Origin of the sequence: Flavobacterium sp. CS20, assembly GCF_018080005.1 — a bacterium.
GTDB lineage: Bacteria > Bacteroidota > Bacteroidia > Flavobacteriales > Flavobacteriaceae > Psychroflexus.
Genome location: NZ_CP073015.1, coordinates 1,028,060 through 1,051,528 on the forward strand (window position 1 = coordinate 1,028,060; position 23,469 = coordinate 1,051,528).

At 34.7% G+C, this 23,469-nt stretch carries 21 protein-coding genes and 1 pseudogene; 18 read left to right on the forward strand and 4 right to left on the reverse strand.

Annotated features, from left to right (window positions below; translation table 11 throughout):
• Nucleotides 1–52: 52 nt before the first annotated feature.
• The 3 genes from IGB25_RS04975 to IGB25_RS04985 are packed head-to-tail and all read right to left on the reverse strand — an operon-like array spanning nt 53 to nt 5,547.
• Nucleotides 53–4,015: a hypothetical protein gene (locus IGB25_RS04975; protein ID WP_211066423.1), complete on the reverse strand. Its 3,963-nt coding sequence runs from the start codon at nt 4,013–4,015 to the stop codon at nt 53–55.
• 20 nt (nt 4,016–4,035) lie between these two features.
• Nucleotides 4,036–4,413 (reverse strand): hypothetical protein, encoded by a 378-nt coding sequence (locus tag IGB25_RS04980; protein ID WP_211066424.1) that lies wholly within the window; start codon nt 4,411–4,413, stop codon nt 4,036–4,038.
• Between the two features lie 12 nt (nt 4,414–4,425).
• Entirely contained in the window at nt 4,426–5,547 is a 1,122-nt protein-coding gene (locus IGB25_RS04985; RefSeq protein ID WP_211066425.1) for a PKD domain-containing protein, read from the reverse strand.
• Between the two features lie 369 nt (nt 5,548–5,916).
• Between IGB25_RS04985 and IGB25_RS04990 the strand changes: the two genes are divergently transcribed.
• From IGB25_RS04990 to ygiD, 18 genes and pseudogenes are all read left to right on the forward strand, one after another.
• On the forward strand, nt 5,917–7,698 hold the full coding sequence (locus IGB25_RS04990; RefSeq protein WP_211066426.1) for a tyrosine-type recombinase/integrase: 1,782 nt from the start codon (nt 5,917–5,919) through the stop codon (nt 7,696–7,698).
• A gap of 103 nt (nt 7,699–7,801) precedes the next feature.
• Nucleotides 7,802–8,143 carry a hypothetical protein gene (locus tag IGB25_RS14760; RefSeq protein WP_247653625.1) on the forward strand — a complete coding sequence of 114 codons (342 nt, stop codon included), beginning with the start codon at nt 7,802–7,804 and terminating at the stop codon, nt 8,141–8,143.
• Nucleotides 8,140–8,421: a hypothetical protein gene (locus tag IGB25_RS14765; protein ID WP_247653626.1), complete on the forward strand. Its 282-nt coding sequence runs from the start codon at nt 8,140–8,142 to the stop codon at nt 8,419–8,421. The genes IGB25_RS14760 and IGB25_RS14765 overlap by 4 nt, the downstream gene beginning before the upstream one ends.
• Nucleotides 8,422–8,702: 281 nt before the next feature.
• Nucleotides 8,703–9,284, forward strand: a complete 582-nt coding sequence (locus IGB25_RS05000) for a hypothetical protein (protein ID WP_211066427.1) — start codon at nt 8,703–8,705, stop codon at nt 9,282–9,284.
• A gap of 343 nt (nt 9,285–9,627) precedes the next feature.
• Entirely contained in the window at nt 9,628–9,825 is a 198-nt protein-coding gene (locus tag IGB25_RS05005) for a helix-turn-helix transcriptional regulator (RefSeq protein ID WP_211066428.1), read from the forward strand.
• Between the two features lie 3 nt (nt 9,826–9,828).
• On the forward strand, nt 9,829–12,462 hold the full coding sequence (locus IGB25_RS05010; RefSeq protein ID WP_211066429.1) for a TrlF family AAA-like ATPase: 2,634 nt from the start codon (nt 9,829–9,831) through the stop codon (nt 12,460–12,462).
• Nucleotides 12,450–12,614 (forward strand): helix-turn-helix domain-containing protein, encoded by a 165-nt coding sequence (locus IGB25_RS05015; RefSeq protein WP_211066430.1) that lies wholly within the window; start codon nt 12,450–12,452, stop codon nt 12,612–12,614. Before IGB25_RS05010 ends, IGB25_RS05015 begins: the two co-directional genes overlap by 13 nt.
• 45 nt (nt 12,615–12,659) lie before the next feature.
• A complete protein-coding gene (locus IGB25_RS05020) occupies nt 12,660–13,604 on the forward strand; it encodes an ATP-binding protein (RefSeq protein ID WP_211066431.1) in 945 nt (314 codons plus the stop codon).
• Between the two features lie 3 nt (nt 13,605–13,607).
• Entirely contained in the window at nt 13,608–15,170 is a 1,563-nt protein-coding gene (locus IGB25_RS05025; protein ID WP_211066432.1) for a type IIL restriction-modification enzyme MmeI, read from the forward strand.
• A gap of 22 nt (nt 15,171–15,192) precedes the next feature.
• Nucleotides 15,193–16,704 carry an Eco57I restriction-modification methylase domain-containing protein gene (locus IGB25_RS05030; RefSeq protein WP_211066433.1) on the forward strand — a complete coding sequence of 504 codons (1,512 nt, stop codon included), beginning with the start codon at nt 15,193–15,195 and terminating at the stop codon, nt 16,702–16,704.
• Between the two features lie 319 nt (nt 16,705–17,023).
• Nucleotides 17,024–17,365 (forward strand): hypothetical protein, encoded by a 342-nt coding sequence (locus tag IGB25_RS14770; RefSeq protein ID WP_247653625.1) that lies wholly within the window; start codon nt 17,024–17,026, stop codon nt 17,363–17,365.
• A complete protein-coding gene (locus IGB25_RS14775; protein ID WP_247653626.1) occupies nt 17,362–17,643 on the forward strand; it encodes a hypothetical protein in 282 nt (93 codons plus the stop codon). The genes IGB25_RS14770 and IGB25_RS14775 overlap by 4 nt, the downstream gene beginning before the upstream one ends.
• Before the next feature lie 223 nt (nt 17,644–17,866).
• Complete coding sequence (locus tag IGB25_RS05040; protein ID WP_211066434.1) at nt 17,867–18,700, forward strand: AraC family transcriptional regulator; 834 nt, start codon at nt 17,867–17,869, stop codon at nt 18,698–18,700.
• A 96-nt stretch (nt 18,701–18,796) separates the two neighbouring features.
• Nucleotides 18,797–19,330, forward strand: coding sequence for a YceI family protein (locus IGB25_RS05045; protein ID WP_247653627.1), 534 nt, complete (start codon nt 18,797–18,799; stop codon nt 19,328–19,330).
• A 76-nt stretch (nt 19,331–19,406) separates the two neighbouring features.
• Nucleotides 19,407–19,931 carry a YceI family protein gene (locus IGB25_RS05050; RefSeq protein ID WP_211066435.1) on the forward strand — a complete coding sequence of 175 codons (525 nt, stop codon included), beginning with the start codon at nt 19,407–19,409 and terminating at the stop codon, nt 19,929–19,931.
• A 67-nt stretch (nt 19,932–19,998) separates the two neighbouring features.
• A pseudogene (locus IGB25_RS05055) lies at nt 19,999–20,778 on the forward strand (SDR family oxidoreductase); the annotation flags it as partial.
• Between the two features lie 246 nt (nt 20,779–21,024).
• Nucleotides 21,025–21,408 (forward strand): siderophore-interacting protein, encoded by a 384-nt coding sequence (locus tag IGB25_RS05060; protein ID WP_256437250.1) that lies wholly within the window; start codon nt 21,025–21,027, stop codon nt 21,406–21,408.
• Nucleotides 21,409–21,428: 20 nt separating this feature from the next.
• Nucleotides 21,429–22,316 carry a 4,5-DOPA dioxygenase extradiol gene (gene ygiD / locus IGB25_RS05065; protein WP_211066437.1) on the forward strand — a complete coding sequence of 296 codons (888 nt, stop codon included), beginning with the start codon at nt 21,429–21,431 and terminating at the stop codon, nt 22,314–22,316.
• Nucleotides 22,317–22,417: 101 nt separating this feature from the next.
• On the opposite strand, the gene IGB25_RS05070 is transcribed toward ygiD, so the two are convergent.
• Nucleotides 22,418–23,401 (reverse strand): reverse transcriptase domain-containing protein, encoded by a 984-nt coding sequence (locus IGB25_RS05070; RefSeq protein WP_211065654.1) that lies wholly within the window; start codon nt 23,399–23,401, stop codon nt 22,418–22,420.
• Between the last annotated feature and the right edge of the window lie 68 nt (nt 23,402–23,469).

A 23,469-nucleotide genomic window follows, 5' to 3' on the forward strand; every position in this document is an offset into this window, starting at 1 on the left:
TCAAATCCACTGATATCTACATTGGGTAAGGCATTGACTATGATATCAAAACTTAAAAACGACTCGACTCACACAAGGTTTGCGTATTGACCACTTCGGCTATGATTGTCTGTGGCGTTTGACTGGTTTGATAATTCGTTGGGTCGTCTATTGGTGTGGCATTATTAAAGTTCATCATGCCTTCATAATACACTACCATTGTATTGGCTGGTGAACTTGGATTAACCGCTACATCTTGTTGGGTTAAATCTATCGTGGCTACACCAGATGCACCTACGGCATCGGCACAAACCACAATGTCATCTGGGTTGGTATTGGCTATAGCTGGTCTTGGCTGGATTTGCATTTCTACTTGACCGATTCCTGCCGTATTAAAACAGTCTGTTGTGGTGTTTTCTACTCGTATAAATAATATTTCTCCATCGCTAGCTTGATAGCCTGCTGATATTTCATTCACTCCATCTTCGGCATCTTGCTCCGTTAAGTGATAGCTCACTGTAAAATCTTCTATGCTTTGACCTGGCGTGATATTGGGGTCTAAAAGTGGGATGATGACATCACTGCTGCCATTCGTTAAATCCCAAAGGTTGTCCGTGATGTCCTGAGTCGAAAATATGGTTGCTACACCTGGATTGGTATCGTCGTCCTCACACAAAGTGTAAGCAAAAGGATTGCCATTTGGATTGAGCACTGGAGCACGATGCACCACAATCTCAAAGGGAACAATCACAAAACAGAAGTTACCCGCAACGGCATTGTCCACCCTCGCATAAATGATTTGTGTATTGGTCGGATTGCCATTGGCATCGGTTTCGTTTAAACTGGGATCATTCACGTAAGCATCGGGTGTGGTGATTAGGTCTGCAGCATCTTCATTTTCTGCACCACTTTCGTTGAGATAATAACTGATACTGACATTTTCTGATCCAGCTATCAGGTTCCCGCTTTGGGTTAAATCAAATGGTTCTGCGGCTACACCATCATTGTTATCATCGCAGGCTTCTAATCTCAGAGCATCGGGGTCGGTCTCACTTGGACTTGGCAATGGCAACACGCTGATGGTCATAATTACCGTATCAAAGCATTGATTTTCTGTAGCTGTATCAACGACTTTGATGAAAATACTTTGCGGTTGACTCGTGTTGGTATAGTCCGTCGGATCAGTTATCGGGTTGTCATTGTCTAAATCGGCTTGACTTTCATAATAGGTGAATTGTAAGTTGGCTGGAACTACCGTTTGTCCGACTATCTCTGCCTCTTTGACCGTTAAATCAAAACTGATCTGTGGAAATGGATTTTGATTAGCATCATCATCACAAACTTCTAACACACTTGGTGCGGTAATGGCTGGTAATGGCTCTACCGTTAGTGTAAAACTATTATTGGTATCATCTGTAAAGTCAAATAAGTCAACACAGCCTGTTGCCGTATTTTCTATACGCACATATATAATCTGTGGGTTGGTGATATTGGTGTAATTACTCGGTACGGCTATGGCATTGATGCCATCCTCGGCGTCTTGTTGGGTCTCGTGATAGGTGATTTGTATGTTTGTCGGGTCTTGATTGCCGAGAGCTTCTGGAGTGTTTTGGGTTAAATCAAAACTCGCAAAGCCATTTGCAGTCTCATCATCACAGCGTGTTAAGTCTTCTAAGTTTTGTATTTCTGGACTGGGGATTACTATTAAATCTAATGGACGTGTATCATAACAACCTGTACCATCATCGCCGTTTGGTCCTGTGTTTTCCGCTCTGACATAAAGGGTTTGTTGGTTGGGGTTGTTTGTTCCAAAAGGCTGTGTGGTATCAATAGGATTGACTCCTAAGTCGGCATCGGCTTGGGTCAAGTGAAAAGTAATTGTTACCTCAGGTTCATTGTTTAGAATATCTGCAATAGCGGCATCTAAATCAAATTCTGCAAAGCCGTCATTGTCGGGGTCACAAACCTCTAAAGGTTCTAAAGTCGGAGCCAAACTCGGTACAGGATTAACCACCAAAGTTAAAGTGGTAAAGTCTTCGCAACCTGTTGTCTGACTGGTTACCTTCACCTCTATCGTTTGGGGATTTATGAGGTTGACATAACTGTCTATTGGTGTTATCGGGTTGTTATTGGTTAAATCAGTTGGGGTTTCAAAAAACTCTACGTTTAGCTCATTATTGCCTTGGGTGATTTCATCTATCTTATCATTCAAATCAAAGGTGGCGATTTCATCGCTTAAATCTCCGCCTGTTTCATCATCACAAACGGCTAAGGGTTCGGGGTTGATAATCTCTGGTAATGGCAAGACTTCTATATCAAAAGACTCGATATTATAGCAATTTTGGGCATTGCTCGTGTCGGTTACCCGCACCCAAATGGTTTGTGGGCTACTCGTGTTTTGATAGTTCGTCGGTTGGGCTATTTCATTTTGATCAGTCTCGGCATCAGTTTCATTCAAGTGGTATGTGATATCTAAGTTTGTTGGGTCTAAACTGCCTAAGACTTCGGGCTCTATTTGTGTTAAATCAAAAAATAAAAAGCCGTCTGTATTGTCATCGCATACCGATAGAGGATCTTCTATTGGTGTCAGTATTGGGCTATCGACTACTTGCAACTCAAAACTGCTGACCAAGCTACAACTGTTGTTGATGTCTTCGGTTCTAAAATAGATTGTTTGAACACTTTCTACCACATTAGAATAAGGCGAACTCAAGGCTCCAACGTTATTTTCGGCATCTGATTGGGTTAAATGATAACTGACTTGAACATCAGGGTTGGCTAAACTTATTACATCGTCTTGACTGCTTAAATCAAAGTTGTTGAAAAAGCCGTCGTTGTCATCATCGCATTCTACGATGTTTGGTGGGGTTAGGTTCACTGGGGCAGAATCGGTTACCGATATCTCAAAACTCGCTATTTCAAAACAGTTTGTTGGATCGCCAATGTTCTGCACTCTCACCCATATGGTCTGTGGGTTGCTGGTGTTAGGGTAAGCCGTGGGATCTGGAATGGGGTTTGACCCGCCGTTGGCGTCGGCTTGGGTTTCGTGGTAACTCACAGAATGCGTCGTGGTGTCTTGGTTAGGTCCTAGTACCACAAAATTGTTTTCTGTAAGGTTGAAAGTGGCTGTACCTGTGCCGCTACCGTCGTCGCATAAACCTAAATCGTCGGGTTGTAATATCTCTACATCAAAGATTTGAATGGTAAAACTGTCGGTAGAAAAACAATCTGAGCTGTTGATGTTTTCTGCTCTGATAAATATCGTTTCTTGATTGTTTGCAGGTTGGTAGTTGGCAGGATCTGGTATGGGATTGTCTCCTATATCGGCTTCGGCTTGGGTGTTGTGATAGGTGAGTTGGGTTTCTGCTGGGTTTGATATGCCTAAACTACTCACATTGTTTTCGGTTAAATCAAAAGTTTGGGTTAGGGTGAAATCGCCGCATTGTGTTAAGTCTTCAGGGGGTGTTTGAATGTCTGGAGATAAAATTGCTTCTATTTGAAAGGAATTAACAGCAAAACAAGGTTGAGTGATTGGGTTTTCAACATTTACATAAATTGTGAACACTCCAGGGGTTGAAACTTCATAATTACTTGGAATTTGAATGGCATTTGCAGTATTATTATTGTTGGCATCGGACTGACTGTCATAATAAAATACATTAAAATTATTGGGATCTTGACCATTTAAAGCTTCGTTATCATTAATTGTAAGATCAAAGCTGGCAGGTTGACCATTAGGAATACATTCTGTAATGTCTGTAAAGTTAGAACCCACTGAAACTCCATCTTGAACAAGTATGAATGATGTAATCGTAAAACAATTAGGATTTAGGATATTTTGAACTCTAACAAATATTTCTTCATTTTGTTGTGTTGCTTGATAATTTAACGGGTTTGGAATAGCTTGAACTGGATTACCTTCTTCAGCAAAACTTAAATCAGTATAATATAAAATTTCAAACTCAGTAGGATTGTTTACGCCGAGAGCATTGAGATCAACTTCTGTTAAGTCAAAAAATGAAGAACACTCAATCAACTGTTGAACTGGCGTCGTTACTACTGGGTTTTCAAAAAAGTTAACCGTAATTTCATCAACAATCTGCGTGTTTGGTCCAGAGACCGAGACCTGATAAGTGCCACCAGGCTGAGTGATATCAATTGAGCTTCCAGTTTCTCCGTGAGTACATCAAAATTTCCTGTATTAGTATTTAGAAGAGCCCATTCAAAAGTATCACCACCGGGAACGTTGGTAAAAACAGTTACCGTTTCATCTTCACAAGCATCAATATCATCACCGAGAATTGAACATGAGGTAGTACCAGCGCCAGGGTCATTTTCATTAGTTTGTTCAAAGCTTATAAATCCTTGATTTTGACTAAAATTGGTAATGACGATAATGTAAAACTCTCCCGCTTGGGCATTAGGAATTCCCATATTTTCTATAGCTCACGCTGAATAACTACAACCGTCTAAGGGATTACCATTAGGCAAATCTGGAACCTCAGTCGAAGAATTTAAGTTATCGCAATTACCTGAAGCGCTACTGAATGGTCCCCAAATTTTAAAATCGACATCTAATCCATTCCCATTAAAATCTTGACTTGTATTTTGTTCTAAGAAAAATTCAATGTCGCCAGATTGTTCTATTTGAACAAAAAACCATGCTGGAAAAGGTTGTAAATTAAGACAACCATAATCAGGGCCATTCTCGGCTGATGGAATTCCACCACCAGCGTTACTTGAGTTTGGAAAAAAGAAAACTTCACCACCAGCACAAAAAGGTTGGGCGGTATCGCAAGTAAAACCAGACCTTGAAATGACTTCTACAGGAATGGTTACTGCGTTTTCATTTGAACACCCAAAATCGTCAATAATATTTACCGTTACGTTGAAATTTCCTAAAGCCGTAAATTCATGTTGAACAATAGGAATCGTTGTAGTTACTGTAGGTGAGCCATCACCAAAATCCCATACGTATTGTGGATTGGTTCCATTATTAGATGTAAAGTCTGGGTCAATTTCAAATGTTATCGGCAAAAAATTACCGATTTCATAGTTGCCTGATGTTGTGTTAAATTCAGAAGGCTCAACCTGGACTATATTTGCTGTAGTAACATCACAGGGTTCTCTACACCCAATATTTGCTGACCAGCCAACATTTGGAAATATGTTTGAAGATTCAAAAACAATGGTTAGACAACCAGTAGGATTAGTATCTGAAGCTGTTACAAAGTTTAATTCTGGATTTGAAGCTAAATCGTTTGTAAAAGTTCCAATGAGTTCAGCAGGATCAGCGGTATCGGAGTCGTAAATAGTTAAAAACGTTTGACCATCACCTGAAAGTAAGAATTCTGTAAATTCTAAAGTTGAAATTAAAGCTGGGTCATCAGGACAAATTGTTATTGTGAAATCCTCACCTGTTCCATAATTATTTGCAAGACCACCAGAATCTAAAAAAACACCACTACACTGGTTAAATGTGCCATCTTGCATTAAGATATCTTGGGCTGAAATGTTATAAACAGATAATATAAAAAGAAGGCTATACAGTATTTTATTAATCGACATATATGTTAAGTATTAATATAATTTTAAATATTTTTCGAAAATAGTAAATTTTAAACTATATAAGATAATTATTATTTACTTAAATTTTGTTTTTAAAGCTAACCAATGGCATTATTTAATCGTTTTTTGAATTTTTAGAATTGGAATTGTGCAATTATATCAGTATTTTAAGGTATTGTTTATTTTTTTATTAAATTTAAAAAATTTTTATGGGTTTGTTTCAATTGATGTTGTGACTTACTGTGGCGAAGCCGTGTTTAAATTTTATTGAAACTTTCTTGTATTAGAAATTATTCAAGTTTTACATTTTACGTAAACCTATAATAATCAGCTATTTAAATAAAATTAAAATAATTCAGGTAAATAGAAATGAGTGAAATTGTATTGAGAAAAATATGGCATCGTGGCGACTATAGGATAGCAAGATTTTTTGATAAGCGAGACAATGAAACACGTTTAAAAATGAAGCAGATAGGTGCTCGATTCAGTATAACACATTTGTGCTGGCACCTGCCTTACAACAAAAAAAATTATAACATATTCAAAACAAACTTTAGCAATATAAAGGTAGAAAAGACAAATTCAGCATCACATCAAAAACAATCTAAAAATAAAAATAACGATAAGGCAAGCGTTGAAAGACAGCGTAAAAAGTTGCCCATAGTGAAAAATCACGAAAGGTTATCATCATCTGCATTTACAGTAGATGAATTGACCCATAAATTTCATTCATTTGAGATTGATCATCGTTTAAATCTAAGAGTGTTAGATAGTGTTGGGAAATATTGGGTACTTAAGATGAATTATGTTCAATCTTATGTCAAGGCCATTAAAAAAGTGAAAGGTGTTCATTGGAATGGTACGCATAAAGTGTATATGGTTTACAGACATCCACAGGTTAAGGCAAATGTTGAGAATATTTTTGGCGTACCATTGTTTGGTGAAGATTATTTTAAAAAACAAACCTTTGCCAAAGATTTGAGTGTTGAAGTGCATAAATATATAGATGATGAACGCTATATTCGGGTAAATTTTTCAGACGATTTCCGATTGGTTGACGTGTTGAGACGTGTAAGCCAAAGTCGTTATAGCAAGGCTTTGAATGCTTATTTGATTCCAGCAACGCCAAATCATAAGAAGTCTTTAGAACTTTTGCTCAGTGATTTAGAAGTAAAAATACACTATCACGTAGCTAAGACTTATTTTAAATCAAGCAACAAGATTAATAAAAAGTCAGTTGAATTGACCAAAACCAAGCAGACCTTGTTAGATATGGTTCCCGATTTTGCTAAGCCTTATGTTGAAGATATGACTAATATGTTGATGGCGGTGAACTACAGTACTTCAACTATTAAAAGTTATACAGGTGCATTTATAAGTTTTTTGCGGGTTAATGATTATGCTGATCCTGCTACGTTGAACAGGAAAGTTGTAGTCAAATATTTGTCAAGTTTATCTGAACGCGGTTTAAAATCTGCAAGTGGACATATGATTGTGAATGCTTTGAAGTTTTATTTTAAAAATGTTTTGGAATGGGACGACACAAAAAGTTGGAATATTCCGAGACCGAAAAAAGAAAAAACTCTACCTGTGGTTTTGAGTGTTGATGAGTGTCAACGTATTTTTAAAGCCGTAAAGCAACCTAAGCACAAATTGATATTGCTTTTGGCGTATGGTGCTGGACTACGAGTGAGTGAAATCTGTAATTTAAGATGGCGTGATATAGATTTTGATGCACATAAAATTATGGTTAAATCAGCTAAAGGAAAAAAAGACAGGCAAGTGATGTTGCCATATTCTATTGTAGAGTATTTTAAGACTTATGAAGAGTTGTATAAGACAAAAAATTATGTTTTTGAAGGTCAGATAAAAGGAAGACCATATTCTACAGAAAGTTGTAGAGCTATTATGAAGCGTGCGGTTAAGAAAGCTGGAATCCGTAAAAAGGTGAATATGCATACATTACGTCATTCATTTGCGACACATTTGTTAGAAGGCGGGACAGACATAAGATATATACAAAAGTTTTTGGACCATAGCAGTATCAAAACGACTACAGTTTATACTCATATTAGTCAAAAAAGCACTAAAAAGATAGAAAGTCCATTAGACAAAATGGCAAAAAAGTATAAAAACAAGCCTAAAAATTAAAAAAGTGGTGTATTTTTGTGGATATATACTAGTTGTAAAACATTTAAGACCGAAATTTTGTAACATAAGAAAATGAATATCACCTTTTAAAAAAATAAAATTTATGAGAAAATTAATTTTGACTTTGACATTAGCATTGTTCACATCAATAGCTTTTGCGACTGAAATTACCGCTACGGTTATGTTTGAAAACTTAACGGACAAGGAATTAAAATCGGGAGAATTCACAATTATTGACCTGAACAGAAAAATTGAGGTTTCTAAAGCAGAAAATTTTAAAATTACTTTGCCAGAAAAAGGGAAATATCAATTCAGTTTTGTGTCTGACGACTTTACTGCTTATACTTTTTATCCAACACGAATTAATAAAAGGAAAAACACAATCACAGTTCGATTAATGGAAAAAAAGAATTCAAGAACGGTAAAATTTATTCTTTCCCGATGAATTTAGAAACTGACTTGACTGATGAGCAAATCGAGCAACGAATTGAAAATGGAACTCTGAATTTCATAATGCACGGAATTGATAGTTCTATACCAAAAGAATATGTTGAGTTCAAAGAAAAATATGGAATCGGACTGATAAAAGAGAATTGTGTAATTGACCCTTTGTCTTTCAAAAAAGCAACTGAAAATAATCAAATGATTTTCGACTTTTTAAATAAAAAATACGGAACTGATTGGCTGAACGAATTGAAAACAAAACCATTCGGAATAAAATAAAAACGTTTTACAACAAAGGCTATAAGTAATGCGAGATTATGAGCAAAATTCAATGGTTTTGGCATTTTTTTCGCTCACAATTTATATATTTATTGATTGAAATTTATAAATTAAAAATTGTTCGCTTGGGTCGGTGCTGAATTGAAAGGTTTTGTCTTTTTTGGCTCGCACTACTCATAGCCCAAACGTTGCCAGTAATTTGAAAAAAAACTTTTCGCCTTCATATAATAATTTTTGCGAATTGACCTTTCCAACGATTATTAACAATTAAATAATATTTTATGAAAAAATTATTACAAATAGCTTTCTTCTTTATAATTTTTATTTCGTGTTATGCGCAAAAGAATATTTCAATTAATTTTAGTATCGAAAATAAAGAAAGCTTAAACAAATATCTTAATGAAAATAACGTAACTATTGAAGAAAACGACCTATTTTCTATTAAGAGTTTTAATAGTTTCGCTCACCTGAATAATGATGACAAACTTCAAGTACCCGAAATATTATTCTTTAATTCTAAGGGATTTTTAGTTAAAAACAGGTTTAATGATAATGAATGTTCACAAGTAATTAATGAAATTGAAAAAATAGACTCTTTGAAATTTAATAAAAATATTACAATAAATGATTGGTTAAAACACATCTCGCCTTTAAATAATGATATTACTGAAAATGGAAGTATTTACATTATAATAAATTGGGCAAAATTTATTGACAAATTTAATGAACAATCATTCGAATGGTATAAGGAATTAAAGAATCAAGATTCAAATTTAAAAGTTAACTGTATTTTATTAAATTTAGATATACAAGAAAAATGGAACTTAACAGAAAAACAGAAAAAAGCATTAAATATTGAATAAAAACTACTGGCAACAATGTATAACCGCAATTACGGCGGATCTGACTACGTCCGAATCCACTCGGAATTGCTAACGTCAGTGCTTAACCGAAAATCATTAACTTTAATCCCGTAACTGACGGTTATACGAGACCGTTAGCCACAAGCTGAAAAAAGCCGACCGCACAAACAGCACATTTGGTTTTTTCCCGACACAAATGCCAACCACTAAAAAACCAAAAGAGCTGTTTCTTGCCCACACTCTGACAAAAATAACTACTACCTGCCAATACAAAATTATATTGAATTTCAATAATTAAATGTATCTTTGTGCCATTATGTCGAAAAGTAAAGACTCTGAACCAATGAATCGAATTAAAAAGGTTTTAAAGGAACAAGGAAGAACTCAAACTTGGCTTGCTGAAAAAATTGGAAAAAGCTATGTAGTGGTTACAAACTATTGCAACAATAACACACAGCCAAGTATTCAAGTCTTAACTGAAATTTCACAGGTATTGGATGTTGACATAAGAGAGTTATTGGTTTCTACAAAAGACAATTAACAAATGGAAAAAGAATTTAAAATATTTGAAAACGGAAGCACTTGGTTAAGGGCTGACTTCCATTTGCACACAAAAGCCGACAAAGAATTTAACTATCAAGGAGAAGACAACTCTTTCGTAACCGATTATGTAAGTCAATTAAGTCAAGAAAATGTTGGAATTGCTGCAATAACCAACCACAATAAATTTGACTTCAATGAATATAAAGCCCTTGCAAAAAAAGCAAGAAAACAAGAAATATATGTATTGCCGGGAGTTGAATTATCAGTAAATGACGGAGCAAACGGAATCCACTGTCTTGTTATTTTCAATCCTGTTGAATGGCTTGAAAATGGTACAGACTACATCAATCAATTTATAACCCAAACATTTGCAGGAAAGCATAATTACGAAAACGAAAATGGTCGCTCTAATGATAATCTGATTGAAACAATCAAAAAATTAAATGCTTTTGAGAAAGACTATTTCATTATAATGGCTCACATTGAGCAAAAAAGCGGTTTTTATAATGAGTTGGATGGAGGGCGAATCCAAGAATTAAGTAACAATCCTTTATTCCGTAAAGCCGTTCTTGGATTTCAAAAGGTTAGAACAAGAGATGTTATTGACAAGTTAAACCTATGGCTTGACAATAACCTACCTGCTTTTGTCGAGGGTTCAGATGCTAAAAATATTGAAGGAGTTGGAACAGGAAATTGTGTCAACGACATTACTCAAAAAACATACCTTAAAATTGGAGCATTCAATTTTGAAGCGATTAAATATACTCTGTTGGATAAGCAATTCAGACAAGAGAAAGAAACAACCAATCCAGTTAATGGCTACATAAAATCCATCAGTTTTAAAGGCGGAAAATTAGATGGTTCAACACTTCACCTAAACCATTCTATGAACAACTTGATTGGTATTAGAGGAAGCGGAAAATCTTCAATTTTAGAAGCCATCAGGTATGCTTTGGATATTGATTTGAACCGAAATCAAAATGTTGATTTTGAATATAAAACTAATTTGGTCAATGCTTTATTGGGAAGTGGTGGAAAAATAACATCTGTTTTGGTTGATGACCAAGGTAATGAATATAATGCTGAAAAAATTCTTGGAGACAGAACAAACATATATAAAAACGGAGAATTGCAACTTGGTTTAAAACCCAATGCCATTGTAAAGAAGCCGATATATTTTGGTCAAAAAGACCTTTCCCAAATAGGCGATTCTCTTTCAACTGAATATCTAATAAGCAAATTGATTGGTGACCGATTATTAACTAAAAAACGTGAAATAGAAGAGAAAAATCAGGACGTTTTAAAGCTTATCGGAGAACTCAAAAAAATAGATACCAAAGTCGGAAGAAAAGCAGATATAGAAGCCAAACAAGCTGAACTGAAATTAAAAATTCAGGTTTTCAAAGAAAAAGAAATTGACAAAAAACTCGAAAAACAAATATCTTTTGACAAGGACAGCAATTTTATCAAACGACTTGAAAAATTTGAGCAACGAGTAATTGACGGACTAAACGAATATGTAAGTGAGTATGAAGATAGTTTCCAAAGTTTCAAAGCATATTCGTCCAAAGAAAACACTAACGACATTGATGTTATAACACAACACTTTGAAGTATTTGAAAACCTTTTCCGTGAAGCCAAATCCCTTTCATCAAAATTGGGTGCAGAAAATTTAAAGCTTCAAAAAATGCATCAAGATTTCAATGTGAAATATGAAGCCCTAAAAGAAGAATTTTCAAAAATCAAAAGGGAAATTAATTTGCCCAACATTGAGGCGGACGATTATGTAAAGTATACTAAAGAGCTTGACCTTACAAAAGCTCAATTATCCGAATTGAATAAACTATCGAACAAGAAAAAAGAGATAGAGACCCAATTGAAACAAACATTGGTCTCATTACAAAATTTGTGGCACAACGAGTTTGAAATTGTACAAGAGGAAATCAAAAAAGTTAATGACGACCAAGATGCAATCAAAATAGCGGTTGACTTCAAAGGGAATAAGCAAGATTTTAAATCGTACTTAAAAGAGAACTTGAGAGGTAGTAATTTAAGGGATAACAACATTCAAGCAATCGTAGATAATTATAACGATTTGATTTCTGTTTATGAGGATTTGAACCAACCCAAAACCAAAATTTCCGAAAATCTTTCTGATGTACAACTAAACACATTTAGAGAATATTTCAACAGCAATATAGAGGCGTTTTTAACTTACCGAATACCTGATAAGTTTGACATTATTTATCGTGGACGACCATTGAACGAACATTCTTTGGGGCAAAGAGCTTCGGCATTGATTATATTCTTATTGACACTAAAAGAAAGTGATTTAATTATCATTGACCAACCAGAAGATGATTTGGACAACCAAACCATTTACAATGATGTGATTAAAGTATTGAAAGAATTAAAAAATTCTTCTCAATTCATTTTTGCTACCCACAATCCGAACATTCCTGTTCTTGGTGATTGCGAGCAAGTCATTTCGTGTAAATATGATGCCAACAGCATACAAATAAATCTTGGAAGCATTGATAATCAATTTATCAGAAATGAAATTGTAAACATTATGGAAGGCGGTCAAGAAGCATTTAACAACAGAAAAAGAATTTACGAATTATGGACGCATTAGAATTATTGGATTTAATCCAAATGGGTGAATCGAGCAAGGTTCAATTTAAAATTCGGGTAAACAATGCCAACTCAATTGGTGCGGAAATGGTAGCCTTTTCAAACACAAAAGGTGGAATGATTATCGTTGGAGTTGATGATAAAACAAAGTAAATAAACGGACTTTCTTTTGAAGAACTGCAAAGCACAAATGAGCTTTTGGCAAATGCAAGATCCAACAACATAAAAGCACCTATATACATCTATACCGAAACAGTAAAAGTAGAAGAACAAAATCTAATTGTTGCCCACATTTCAGAAGGAACAAGCAAACCGCATATGGACAATAATGGAATAATTTGGGTAAAAAACGGCTCTGACAAAAGAAAAGTAGTTGCCAAAGAAGAAATTGCCCGATTGCTTCAAAGTAGCGGAAACCTTTTTGCAGATGAAACAACAGTAACAGGAACAACAGTTAATGATATTGACGAAGAATATTTTCAAAAATTCATACTTGCAAAAACCAAGAAAACAATTGATGAATTAGGGCAATCAACCTCTACTATTCTTTCTAATCTTGGAATGTTGAAAGACGGAAAAATTAGTCTTGGAGGTTTGCTTCTATTTGGGAAAAATCCTCAACAATTTAGACCAACGTTCACGGTACAATGTGTTTCCGTGGTTGGAAATAATATCAGTACAAATGAATTTCGGGACAAAGAAGAACCTTTTACAGGAAACCTAAAAGAATTGTATGATAAAACTCTTTCTTTCATCACACGAAACCTAAAAAAACTGCAAAAAAGTGATGGTTTCAATTCTCAATCTGAATTGGAAATTCCTATTGAAACAATTGAAGAATTACTTGTGAACGCATTAATACACAGAGATTATTTTATTTCATCAAGTATTAAAGTATTCATCTTTGATAATCGAATAGAAATAATAAGCCCAGGAAAACTTCCTAATACACTAACTATTGACAACATTAAGATCGGAACTTCCATACCAAGAAATCCGATACTTTTTACTAATGCAAGATATGTTCTTCCTTTTGTGGGAGTTGGTAGTGGCATCCCGAGAGCCTTTGAGAATTCACCTGATTTGGAATTGATAAATGACACAGACAGAGAACTATTTATTTCTGTGATTAAACGACCTTGATAAATGCCGATATTTCAGAAATCAGTCATACAAAAACACCTTAAAAATCTTGATAAAGAAAAGGTAGAACAGGCATTTGAAACATTCCGAAAAAATTATAGTCCTTCCAAAATTGAGCAAATAAAAACGCTCAAAGAAGAAGAGTATCAGGACGGATTTTTACGTGAAATATTTGTTGATGTTCTTGGCTACACGCTTCGACCAGATGAAAATTACAATTTACAAAGAGAGTTCAAAAACCAAACAGACGGAAAAAAAGCTGATGGAGCAATTTTAAAAGATGAAAATGCCATTGCGGTAATTGAATTAAAATCTACTTCTACCAAAGACTTAACAAAAATTACCCAACAAGCTTTTAATTATAAAAACAATCAACCAGAGTGTAAATACATAATAACCTCTAATTTTCAAAAACTTCGGTTTTACATAGACTACTCTACCGAATTTGAGGAATTTGACTTGTTTTTTCTTGACAGAGAACGATTTGAGCTACTTTACTTAATTCTACATAAAGAAAGTATTTTTTCAAATCTTCCAATACAACTTAAAAAAGAAACGCAGTTTCACGAAAAAGAAATTTCGGAAGAACTTTACAAAGACTATTCGCATTTCAAAGATAAATTGTTTCACAATTTAATTGCAAATCATCCAGACAATGATAAGTTGTTGCTTTTCAAAAAATCGCAAAAACTTTTAGACCGTTTTCTATTTATTCTTTTTGCAGAAGATAGCGGATTATTGCCACCAAATTCGATTTCAAGAATCATCAAGCGTTTTGACATCTTAAAAGAAGAGGATGCTTACAAACCGATTTACGAAATTTTCAAGCAGTATTTCGGATATATGAATATTGGGCGACCAGGCAAAAAAGAATCCGACAATATTCCTGCATACAATGGTGGCTTATTTTACGAAGATTTATTGCTCAACAACCTAAACATTGATGATGAAATTTTAATTAACGATTTAAAGAAACTATCAACCTACGATTTCAATACAGAAGTTGATGTAAATATTCTTGGTCATATTTTTGAACATTCACTAAACGAAATCGAAGAAGTTACAGCAGAAATTGAAGGTACAGTTTCCGATCAAAAAAGAACAAAAAGAAAAAAAGATGGTGTTTTTTACACGCCAAAATATATCACTACTTACATTGTTGCCAACACTATTGGTAAACTTTGCATTGACAAAAGAAAAGAACTCGATATTGAAGAAATTGAATATGATGATTCGTTTCTAAAAAAAGATAAGACGTTAACAGTAAAAGGAAAAAAACTTTTCACAACGTTGACCGACTATAAAAATTGGTTGACAAATTTAAAAATTATTGACCCAGCTTGTGGTAGTGGAGCCTTTTTAAATCAAGCGTTAAACTTCCTAATCGAAGAACACGAAAAAATAGACGACATCATTGCTGACCTGACAAATTCACCTTTACGCCTTTTTGATACCGACAAAAACATACTTGAAAATAACCTTTTTGGTGTAGACATCAACGAAGAAAGTGTTGAAATTGCTCAATTATTGACCCAGCTTGTGGTAGTGGAGCCTTCGCACAGCTAAAAAAGACCGCAAACTTTCTAAATTGAACAATAATATTAAATGCGGAAACTCACTTTTAGCATCAGAATTTGATTGGCATAAAGAGTTTCCAGAGATTATGAAAAATGGCGGTTTTGATGTTGTTATTGGAAATCCACCTTATATTAAAGAATACACAAACCGACAAGCTTTTGACGGTTTACACGACCATCCTTGTTATCAAGGTAAAATGGATTTATGGTATTTCTTTGGTGCTTTGGCTTTGGACATTATCAAAAAAGACTACGGTTTAATTGGTTATATAGCACCAAATAATTGGATAACAAATGACGGAGCATCAAAATTCAGAGATTATGTAATTGAAAAAGGTAAAATTACAGAGTTTATAGATTTTAGCGATTTTAAGGTTTTCGATTCTGCAGGTATCCAAACTATGATTTACATTATGAAAAGAACGGACGATAATGAAAATTATGGTCTTGCCTTTTCCAAAGTTCTAAACAGCAAAATAAAACACGAAGATACACAACGTTTTTTGGAGAAAATAGTTGATGACAAATACGAATATTTTACTTCTACCATTGAGAAAAAGGAATTAGCAGGAAAGCCTATCAATTTTATCAATGGAGACCTTAACTTGATAATAGATAAAATATTATCAAAGAAAAACTTCAATTTAAAATCTGAAGAAATTGCTTCGGGAATTGATTTATTACAAGATTTCGTAAACAAAAAGCATAAAGAAACTCTTGAAGATGTTGAAATAGGAGATGGTATTTTCAATTTAAGTCAATCTGAATATGATGATTTAAACTTATCTGAAAAAGAAAAGGAATTGGTAAAACCTTTCTACACGACAAGCGAGCTTCTTCAATATTACGGAAATCCTAAAAATAAACTTTGGATAATCTATACGGATTCAAGTTTTAAAGAAGAGGAGAAAATACTTCCGTACCCAAATATTAAAAAACATTTGGATAGATTTTTAGATGTCTTTACATCTGTCAATAAGCCATATGGATTACACCGTTCAAGAGACGAAAAGTATTTTAAAGGAGAAAAGATTTTTTCATTACGAAAATGTTCCGTTCGTCCGAGATTTACATACACCGATTTTGATGCCTATGTGAATAGAACTTTTATGATTATCAAGACCGATAGAATAAACCAAAAGTATTTGACAGGGATTCTAAACTCAAATTTGATGGCATTTTGGTTAAAGTACAAAGGTAAAATGCAAGGAAACAATTATCAAATTGACAAAACGCCTTTAGAAAATTTACCTTTACAAAATCCAAGTACTGAAATTCAAGAAAAAATTGCTGATTTAGTAACAAGTATTATCTCAAATACTCAAAAGAAATCTGACTACCAAGAATTGTTAGAAAAAGCAAAAACGGATAATAATTTTGACCGAGAAATACAATTAACCAAAGCTTTAGAAGAAATAACATTGGAATTGGGAAATGCCGAAAGTAAAATCAATTCGATTATGTATGAGCTTTACGAAATTGAACCAACTGAAATTGCAACGATTGAGAAAAATATAAAATGAATGAAATAGCCAACGCTTAAAGCCATACACATTTGCAATTCGCACAAGCCAACACCACACCCAAAATTGCAAAAGAGTATGTCTTTGCCAACACTGACAAACAAACTGAAAAATAAAGCCAGTGGCTAACAATGTATATAAAAAATAGCGGTCAAAGTGCTAAAAGGAAAGTATAAACATAAAACAAAGGTCTGTGATAAACCGAAAAGTTAGTGCGTAAAATCCGCTACTTTTCATATACGAGACCGTTGTAAAACATTTAAGACCGAAATTTTGTAACATAAGAAAATGAATATCACCTTTTAAAAAAATAAAATTTATGAGAAAATTAATTTTGACTTTGACATTAGCATTGTTCACATCAATAGCTTTTGCGACTGAAATTACCGCTACGGTTATGTTTGAAAACTTAACGGACAAGGAATTAAAATCGGGAGAATTCACAATTATTGACCTGAACAGAAAAATTGAGGTTTCTAAAGCAGAAAATTTTAAAATTACTTTGCCAGAAAAAGGGAAATATCAATTCAGTTTTGTGTCTGACGACTTTACTGCTTATACTTTTTATCCAACACGAATTAATAAAAGGAAAAACACAATCACAGTTCGATTAATGGAAAAAAAGAATTCAAGAACGGTAAAATTTATTCTTTCCCGATGAATTTAGAAACTGACTTGACTGATGAGCAAATCGAGCAACGAATTGAAAATGGAACTCTGAATTTCATAATGCACGGAATTGATAGTTCTATACCAAAAGAATATGTTGAGTTCAAAGAAAAATATGGAATCGGACTGATAAAAGAGAATTGTGTAATTGACCCTTTGTCTTTCAAAAAAGCAACTGAAAATAATCAAATGATTTTCGACTTTTTAAATAAAAAATACGGAACTGATTGGCTGAACGAATTGAAAACAAAACCATTCGGAATAAAATAAAAACGTTTTACAACAAAGGCTATAAGTAATGCGAGATTATGAGCAAAATTCAATGGTTTTGGCATTTTTTTCGCTCACAATTTATATATTTATTGATTGAAATTTATAAATTAAAAATTGTTCGCTTGGGTCGGTGCTGAATTGAAAGGTTTTGTCTTTTTTGGCTCGCACTACTCATAGCCCAAACGTTAGTCGCAACCTAAAAAAACGAACAACTTATCAGATGAACAAACTATTCCACATATTCAGAGTTGACGAAGAAGAAGCAAAAAAGATTTCTGGACAACCTGACGAACCCCACAATCACGAGTTTGAAGAGTTATTAATTGGCATTGAAGGTGAATTGGAGCATTTCATTGATTTTAACACTACCAAAATCCAATCTCCTTTTGTGAGTTTCGTAACCAAAGGAAAAGCACACAGAGTAGTTCCAAAGCTACATAATGGCAAATGCGATATTTGGGCAATTCGTTTTAAAAGCGAATTTATTCCAGAAACCACATTTCAACTCTATTCGTTTTATCACACTCAAGCAAATTTAGAACTTGAAAAAGGACATTGTTTTCAGAGACTGGTTACCCTTTGTGAGATGATTTATGCCGAAACACAACAAGACACAACAGACCTTTCCATAATAAGGCAACTATTGGGTGTCCTGTTCACGATGATAGAAGCCGAACGAAAAAAGTTAGAACCACAAGACGAGCCTATTCAAAAAACGCAACATATATCCTTCGGAAACTTCCTGACGATTCTTGAAGAAAATTACCGAAGACCATTTGGTGTGGAATTCTATGCGGAAAAACTTTTTATGTCGTCAAGGAATTTGAACATCATCTGCCAAAATATTTTAGCACAGAGTGTTTCAGAAATAATCGAAACCCGAAAATTAATTGAAGCTAAAAACCTATTGATCTCTACAGAAAAAACCATATCTGAAATAGCTTATGAATTGGGCTACAATGAGAATTCTTATTTTTCTAACGTCTTTAAAAAAAAGGCAGGTCAATCGCCAGGTAAGTTCCGTGAAGAGATGAAAAATAGGTTAATTTCCTAAATCTACACTCCTCTTACCGAAAAGTGTAATTTGCTTCATCGTAAGTGCTACTATCTTTGTAAACAAATATTATTAACAATTAAATTTTATATGATTATGAAAAAAGTACTGATTTTATTAGCAATTACATTTTTGAATGTAAACGTATTCGCACAAGCAAACTGGAAGGTAGACCCTTACCATTCGTCCTTAAATTTCAATATTTCACATTCCGGAATTAGTATCGTGAATGGGAAATTTATGGAATATACCGGAAACCTTACTACAAATGGGGAAGCTTTAGAAGGGGCAAATGTTGATTTTACTGTTAAAGTAACAAGTATCAATACCAATGTAGAAGACAGGGACAACCACTTGAGAAGTGCTGATTTTTTTGAAGTTGAAAAATATCCAGAAATGACTTTTAAAAGCACGAAAATCTTAGCTACTGGAAAACCTGATCAGTATTTATTATATGGCGACCTAACCATAAAAGATGTAACCAAACCCGTGATTTTTGATGTGTACTATGGCGGAACTGCCAAAAGTGACCAGGGCGAAAAATTAGGATTGAAAGCCAAAACCACCATTAACAGATTTGACTACAATATTAATTATGATCCTACCGCAGAGGTATTGGCAAAGATGTAAACATAGTGGTGCACTTACAGTTTGCCAAGCAGTAATACGTTTAAAAATTATCCAATAACATTAAAAATATAAGAAAATGGAAACAACAAAATGGGCAATAGACCCAACACACAGCGAAATTACATTTAAAGTAAAACACCTGATGATTTCTAACGTAAAAGGAGAATTTAAAACCTTTCAAGGAACCATAGATGGCGAAGATTTTACAAAAGCAACCATTTCGGCAAACATTGATGCAAGTTCTATATCAACGAACAATGATGATCGAGACACGCATCTAAAAAGCCCCGACTTCTTTGAAGTTGAAAAATATCCGGAAATTACATTTGTGAGCAAATCCATTAAAAAAGTAGATGATGATGAATACCAATTAGTAGGTGACCTTACAATTAAAGGTACTACAAAAGAAATCACACTAGATACCGAGTTTGGAGGTTATATGAAAGACCCTTACGGAAACGAGAAAGCAGGTTTTTCCATAAATGGTAAACTGAACCGAAAAGACTTTGACTTTAATTGGAATGCCGCCCTCGAAGCCGGAGGTGTAATGGTTGGAAATGAGATAAAAATTAATGCAGAAGTTCAATTTGTAAAACAATAAGTCATGAAAATAGGAATAACAGGTGCTACAGGCCAACTGGGCCAATTAGTATCAAAAGCTAAAAGACAAGAATCCCGATGCCAAATTAGTGGCACTCGTGCGAAATCCCGATAAGGCAAAACCTTTAGGTATAGAGGCCAAAGCTTTCGATTATGAACAACCAGAAGCTTTACCAAAGGCTTTAGAGGACATAGATCGTTTGGTTTTTATATCGGGAAGCGAGATAGGTAAACGTGAAACCCAACATAAAAATGTAATCAATGCGGCAAAACAAGCTCAAGTTAAGCAAATTGCCTACACCAGCTTGTCGCACGCCGATACGTCGTCAATGATATTAGCTCCAGAACACCTTGCTACCGAAAAAATGTCGCAAGACTCGGGCATTCCGCACACGATTTTACGTAATGGATGGTACACCGAAAATTATACTGCGGGATTAAAGCAAGCAGTAGAGCAAGGTGCTATAATTGGTAGTGCGGGAGATGGAAAAATTTCATCAGCAACACGTGAAGACTATGCCGAAGCTATAGCCGAAACCATCATAAACGATGACCATACAGGCAAAACGTATGAATTGGCTGGTGATCAAACCTTCACCATGCAGGATTTGGTCGCCGAAGTGAGCAAACAAACGGGTAAAAACATCGAATTTGTGAACCTTCCAGAAGCAGAATATGCACAAAAGCTACAGGAAATTGGATTACCTGAAGGGATGGCTAAAGCGTTTGCGAGTTTAGATTATAGCGCTTCTAAAAACGATTTGCATGATGAAAGTGGCGAACTCGCCCGTTTAATTAACCGTCCCACTACTTCTTTATCACAGGCGGTTAAAACTGGATTGAATTAAATTTTAAAATTACGGCAATAGAAACATAGAATCTATTGCCGGTTTTATTCTTTATTCAACACAATTGGTTATTAGAATACGAATAGATTATTAATTGATCCTAGTCCACTATTGCAACGCTATAATAGGTCTGAAGAAGTGGTCAATACGGTTTGTTAAATAGCCAGTCCAATTTCTTCAGCTACCAATGGCGAAATATTGCAGATGAAAGGAGGTATTATTGATATTGTAATATAAATATAGAAGATGAAGGTTATTCCAGGACATACATGTCGTGTAATTAAGAAAACTCAACTAACAAAAAATATGCTTCGCATAGATTTTGAAATTTCGCAATCTAATTCGGCTATTGTATTCAAACCAGGTTGCTATGTAAAGTTACACCTCCTCGTGACTAACCGAAAAAAGCCTAAAGTGCGCACTTATACTTTAAAAAATTACGATGAGGTCAATAAAATTCTCACTATAGATTTTGCATTGCACCAACCCGCCGGCATAGCAACAAACTGGGCAATGTGTGCTTGGGCTATTGAACTGAACGCTTTATTCTTGTTTGGCGCTGTGGGGCTAATTTTTACGGGAGCAGGAAAATATTCAATTGATTATCGGTTGGGTAAAAAAACGGCCTAATCTAATTTTTTGCAAAGCAAATGAATAGAAAGCAATTTTTAAAATCAATAGCTTTATTGCCCTTAATACCTTACAGTATGACATTAAAAGATTTAAACAAAATGACCTCAACAATGAGTAACACAGGTAAAATGCCTGTGCTTTTCTTAGGTCATGGCGACCCTATGAATGCCATTGAAGAAAACGAATTTGTTTCGGCATTCAGAAAATTAGGTCAAGAAATTATAAGACCAAATGCGATTCTTTGTATTTCAGCACATTGGGAAACTAAAGGAACATTTGTAACAGCAATGCAAAATCCACCAACCATTCACGATTTTGGTGGTTTTCCACAAGCATTGTTTGACGTTCAATACCCAGCAAAAGGAAGCCCAGAATTGGCGGAAGAAACCAAAAGTATTATTACCAAAACAGAAGTTGGATTAAACGATAAATGGGGGCTTGACCATGGAGCTTGGAGCGTAATCAAACATTTATATCCAAATGCCGATATTCCGGTCATACAAATGAGCATTGATTATTCGAAACCGGCAAGGTATCATTACGAATTGGCTCAAGAGCTAAATAGCCTTCGCCATAAAGGCGTTTTAATTATTGGAAGCGGTAATATGGTGCACAACCTGCGTAGGGTGTCCTGGAACAAGCTAAACGAAGAATTTGCTTTCGATTGGGCTACCGAAGCCAACGAAAAAATGAAAAGCCATATTTTAAGTGGAGACCATCAAAAACTTATCGACTTTAAATCGCAAGGAAAAGCATTTGATTTAGCCATCCCAACACCTGAGCATTATTTGCCTTTACTTTATACCTTGGCATTGAAAGAAGAAAATGAAAAGGTAACATTGTTTAACGACAAATCTGTTGGAGGTTCATTGTCAATGACTTCTTTAAAAATAGAACCTAATTGATGAGCATAGAAAAGTCGAGTAGGTAAAGGGGAATCTCACCCCTAAACCTCTCACAGAACCGTACGTGATAGTCTCCCATCATACGGCTCTTCTTAACAAGTCTATGGCGTAAAACCGTATTGCCAATGCACAAACAGATTAGGATAATGCTTTGCAGTTTCCTGTAACCATTTGTAGGCAAAAAACCAGTGTTTACGCCTAAATCTCCGATATTTGTTGCGTACCCATTTTGCCAGACGCATATTCAAGAAACGAAATACATAGTGTAATTCACTCATTCTTACTTTGCCGTAATAATTAATCCAACCTCGTACTTTTTCTGCTATTATGCCTGCCAAATCTGGCAGGCGTAAATGAACCATACGATGAAGTTTCATCTTAAACAAAGTTTGATTGATGCGTTTCTGTCGTTTACGACTGATTGACGGTGTAAATCCCAAATGAAAGTTCCCAAAATAGCCCTTTACCATTCTTGGCTTAAATGTAAATCCAAGAAAATCGAATGTTACATAATGAACCTTAAATGGTGGATGCTTCTTTTGGTTGCGTTTGCAATAAACGATATTGCTCTTGCCGTCTTTTATCTGCAATTTGCACTGTTTAAATCGGGCTTTTACCGCTTCCAACGTCCGCAAGGCTTGTTTAAAATTATCGCAATGGATGATAATATCATCAGCATAGCGCTCAAACTTTACTTCCGGGTGGTTGTTCTCAATCCACTTATCAAAAACAACATGCAAGAAAATGTTTGCCAGTAATGGGCTAATAACACCTCCTTGTGGTGTGCCTTTGTCTCGTGAATGAATACTACCGTCTTTCTTTTGAATTGGAGCCTTTAACCAACGTGCTACATACAAGTGAATATGCTTTTCTTTGGTAAAATGTCCTAATGCTTTAAGCATTAAGTCATGGTCTATCTCATCAAAAAAACTCTTGATATCCAAATCTATCACCCAATCCATTTTCATGCAGTTTTCCCTGCATTGCTTTATGGCTTGATGCGCTGATTTGTTTGGTCGATAGCCAAAAGAATCTTTACTAAACTGTTTATCTACAATCTGTTCTAATTCTTCTCTTATTACCATTTGAGCCGTTCGGTCTTACTGTTGGAATGCCAAGCTTCCTGATTCGACCGTCTTCTTTGGGTATTTCT

Coding starts and splice junctions, on each gene's coding strand:
- IGB25_RS04980 (WP_211066424.1), bottom strand. CDS start 4,413: ATGGGAATTCCTAATGCCCAAGCGGGAGAGTTTTACATTATCGTCATT.
- IGB25_RS04985 (WP_211066425.1), bottom strand. CDS start 5,547: ATGTCGATTAATAAAATACTGTATAGCCTTCTTTTTATATTATCTGTT.
- IGB25_RS04990 (WP_211066426.1), top strand. CDS start 5,917: ATGAGTGAAATTGTATTGAGAAAAATATGGCATCGTGGCGACTATAGG.
- IGB25_RS14760 (WP_247653625.1), top strand. CDS start 7,802: ATGAGAAAATTAATTTTGACTTTGACATTAGCATTGTTCACATCAATA.
- IGB25_RS14765 (WP_247653626.1), top strand. CDS start 8,140: ATGAATTTAGAAACTGACTTGACTGATGAGCAAATCGAGCAACGAATT.
- IGB25_RS05000 (WP_211066427.1), top strand. CDS start 8,703: ATGAAAAAATTATTACAAATAGCTTTCTTCTTTATAATTTTTATTTCG.
- IGB25_RS05005 (WP_211066428.1), top strand. CDS start 9,628: ATGAATCGAATTAAAAAGGTTTTAAAGGAACAAGGAAGAACTCAAACT.
- IGB25_RS05010 (WP_211066429.1), top strand. CDS start 9,829: ATGGAAAAAGAATTTAAAATATTTGAAAACGGAAGCACTTGGTTAAGG.
- IGB25_RS05015 (WP_211066430.1), top strand. CDS start 12,450: ATGGACGCATTAGAATTATTGGATTTAATCCAAATGGGTGAATCGAGC.
- IGB25_RS05025 (WP_211066432.1), top strand. CDS start 13,608: ATGCCGATATTTCAGAAATCAGTCATACAAAAACACCTTAAAAATCTT.
- IGB25_RS14770 (WP_247653625.1), top strand. CDS start 17,024: ATGAGAAAATTAATTTTGACTTTGACATTAGCATTGTTCACATCAATA.
- IGB25_RS14775 (WP_247653626.1), top strand. CDS start 17,362: ATGAATTTAGAAACTGACTTGACTGATGAGCAAATCGAGCAACGAATT.
- IGB25_RS05040 (WP_211066434.1), top strand. CDS start 17,867: ATGAACAAACTATTCCACATATTCAGAGTTGACGAAGAAGAAGCAAAA.
- IGB25_RS05045 (WP_247653627.1), top strand. CDS start 18,797: ATGAAAAAAGTACTGATTTTATTAGCAATTACATTTTTGAATGTAAAC.
- IGB25_RS05050 (WP_211066435.1), top strand. CDS start 19,407: ATGGAAACAACAAAATGGGCAATAGACCCAACACACAGCGAAATTACA.
- IGB25_RS05060 (WP_256437250.1), top strand. CDS start 21,025: ATGAAGGTTATTCCAGGACATACATGTCGTGTAATTAAGAAAACTCAA.
- ygiD (WP_211066437.1), top strand. CDS start 21,429: ATGAATAGAAAGCAATTTTTAAAATCAATAGCTTTATTGCCCTTAATA.
- IGB25_RS05070 (WP_211065654.1), bottom strand. CDS start 23,401: ATGGTAATAAGAGAAGAATTAGAACAGATTGTAGATAAACAGTTTAGT.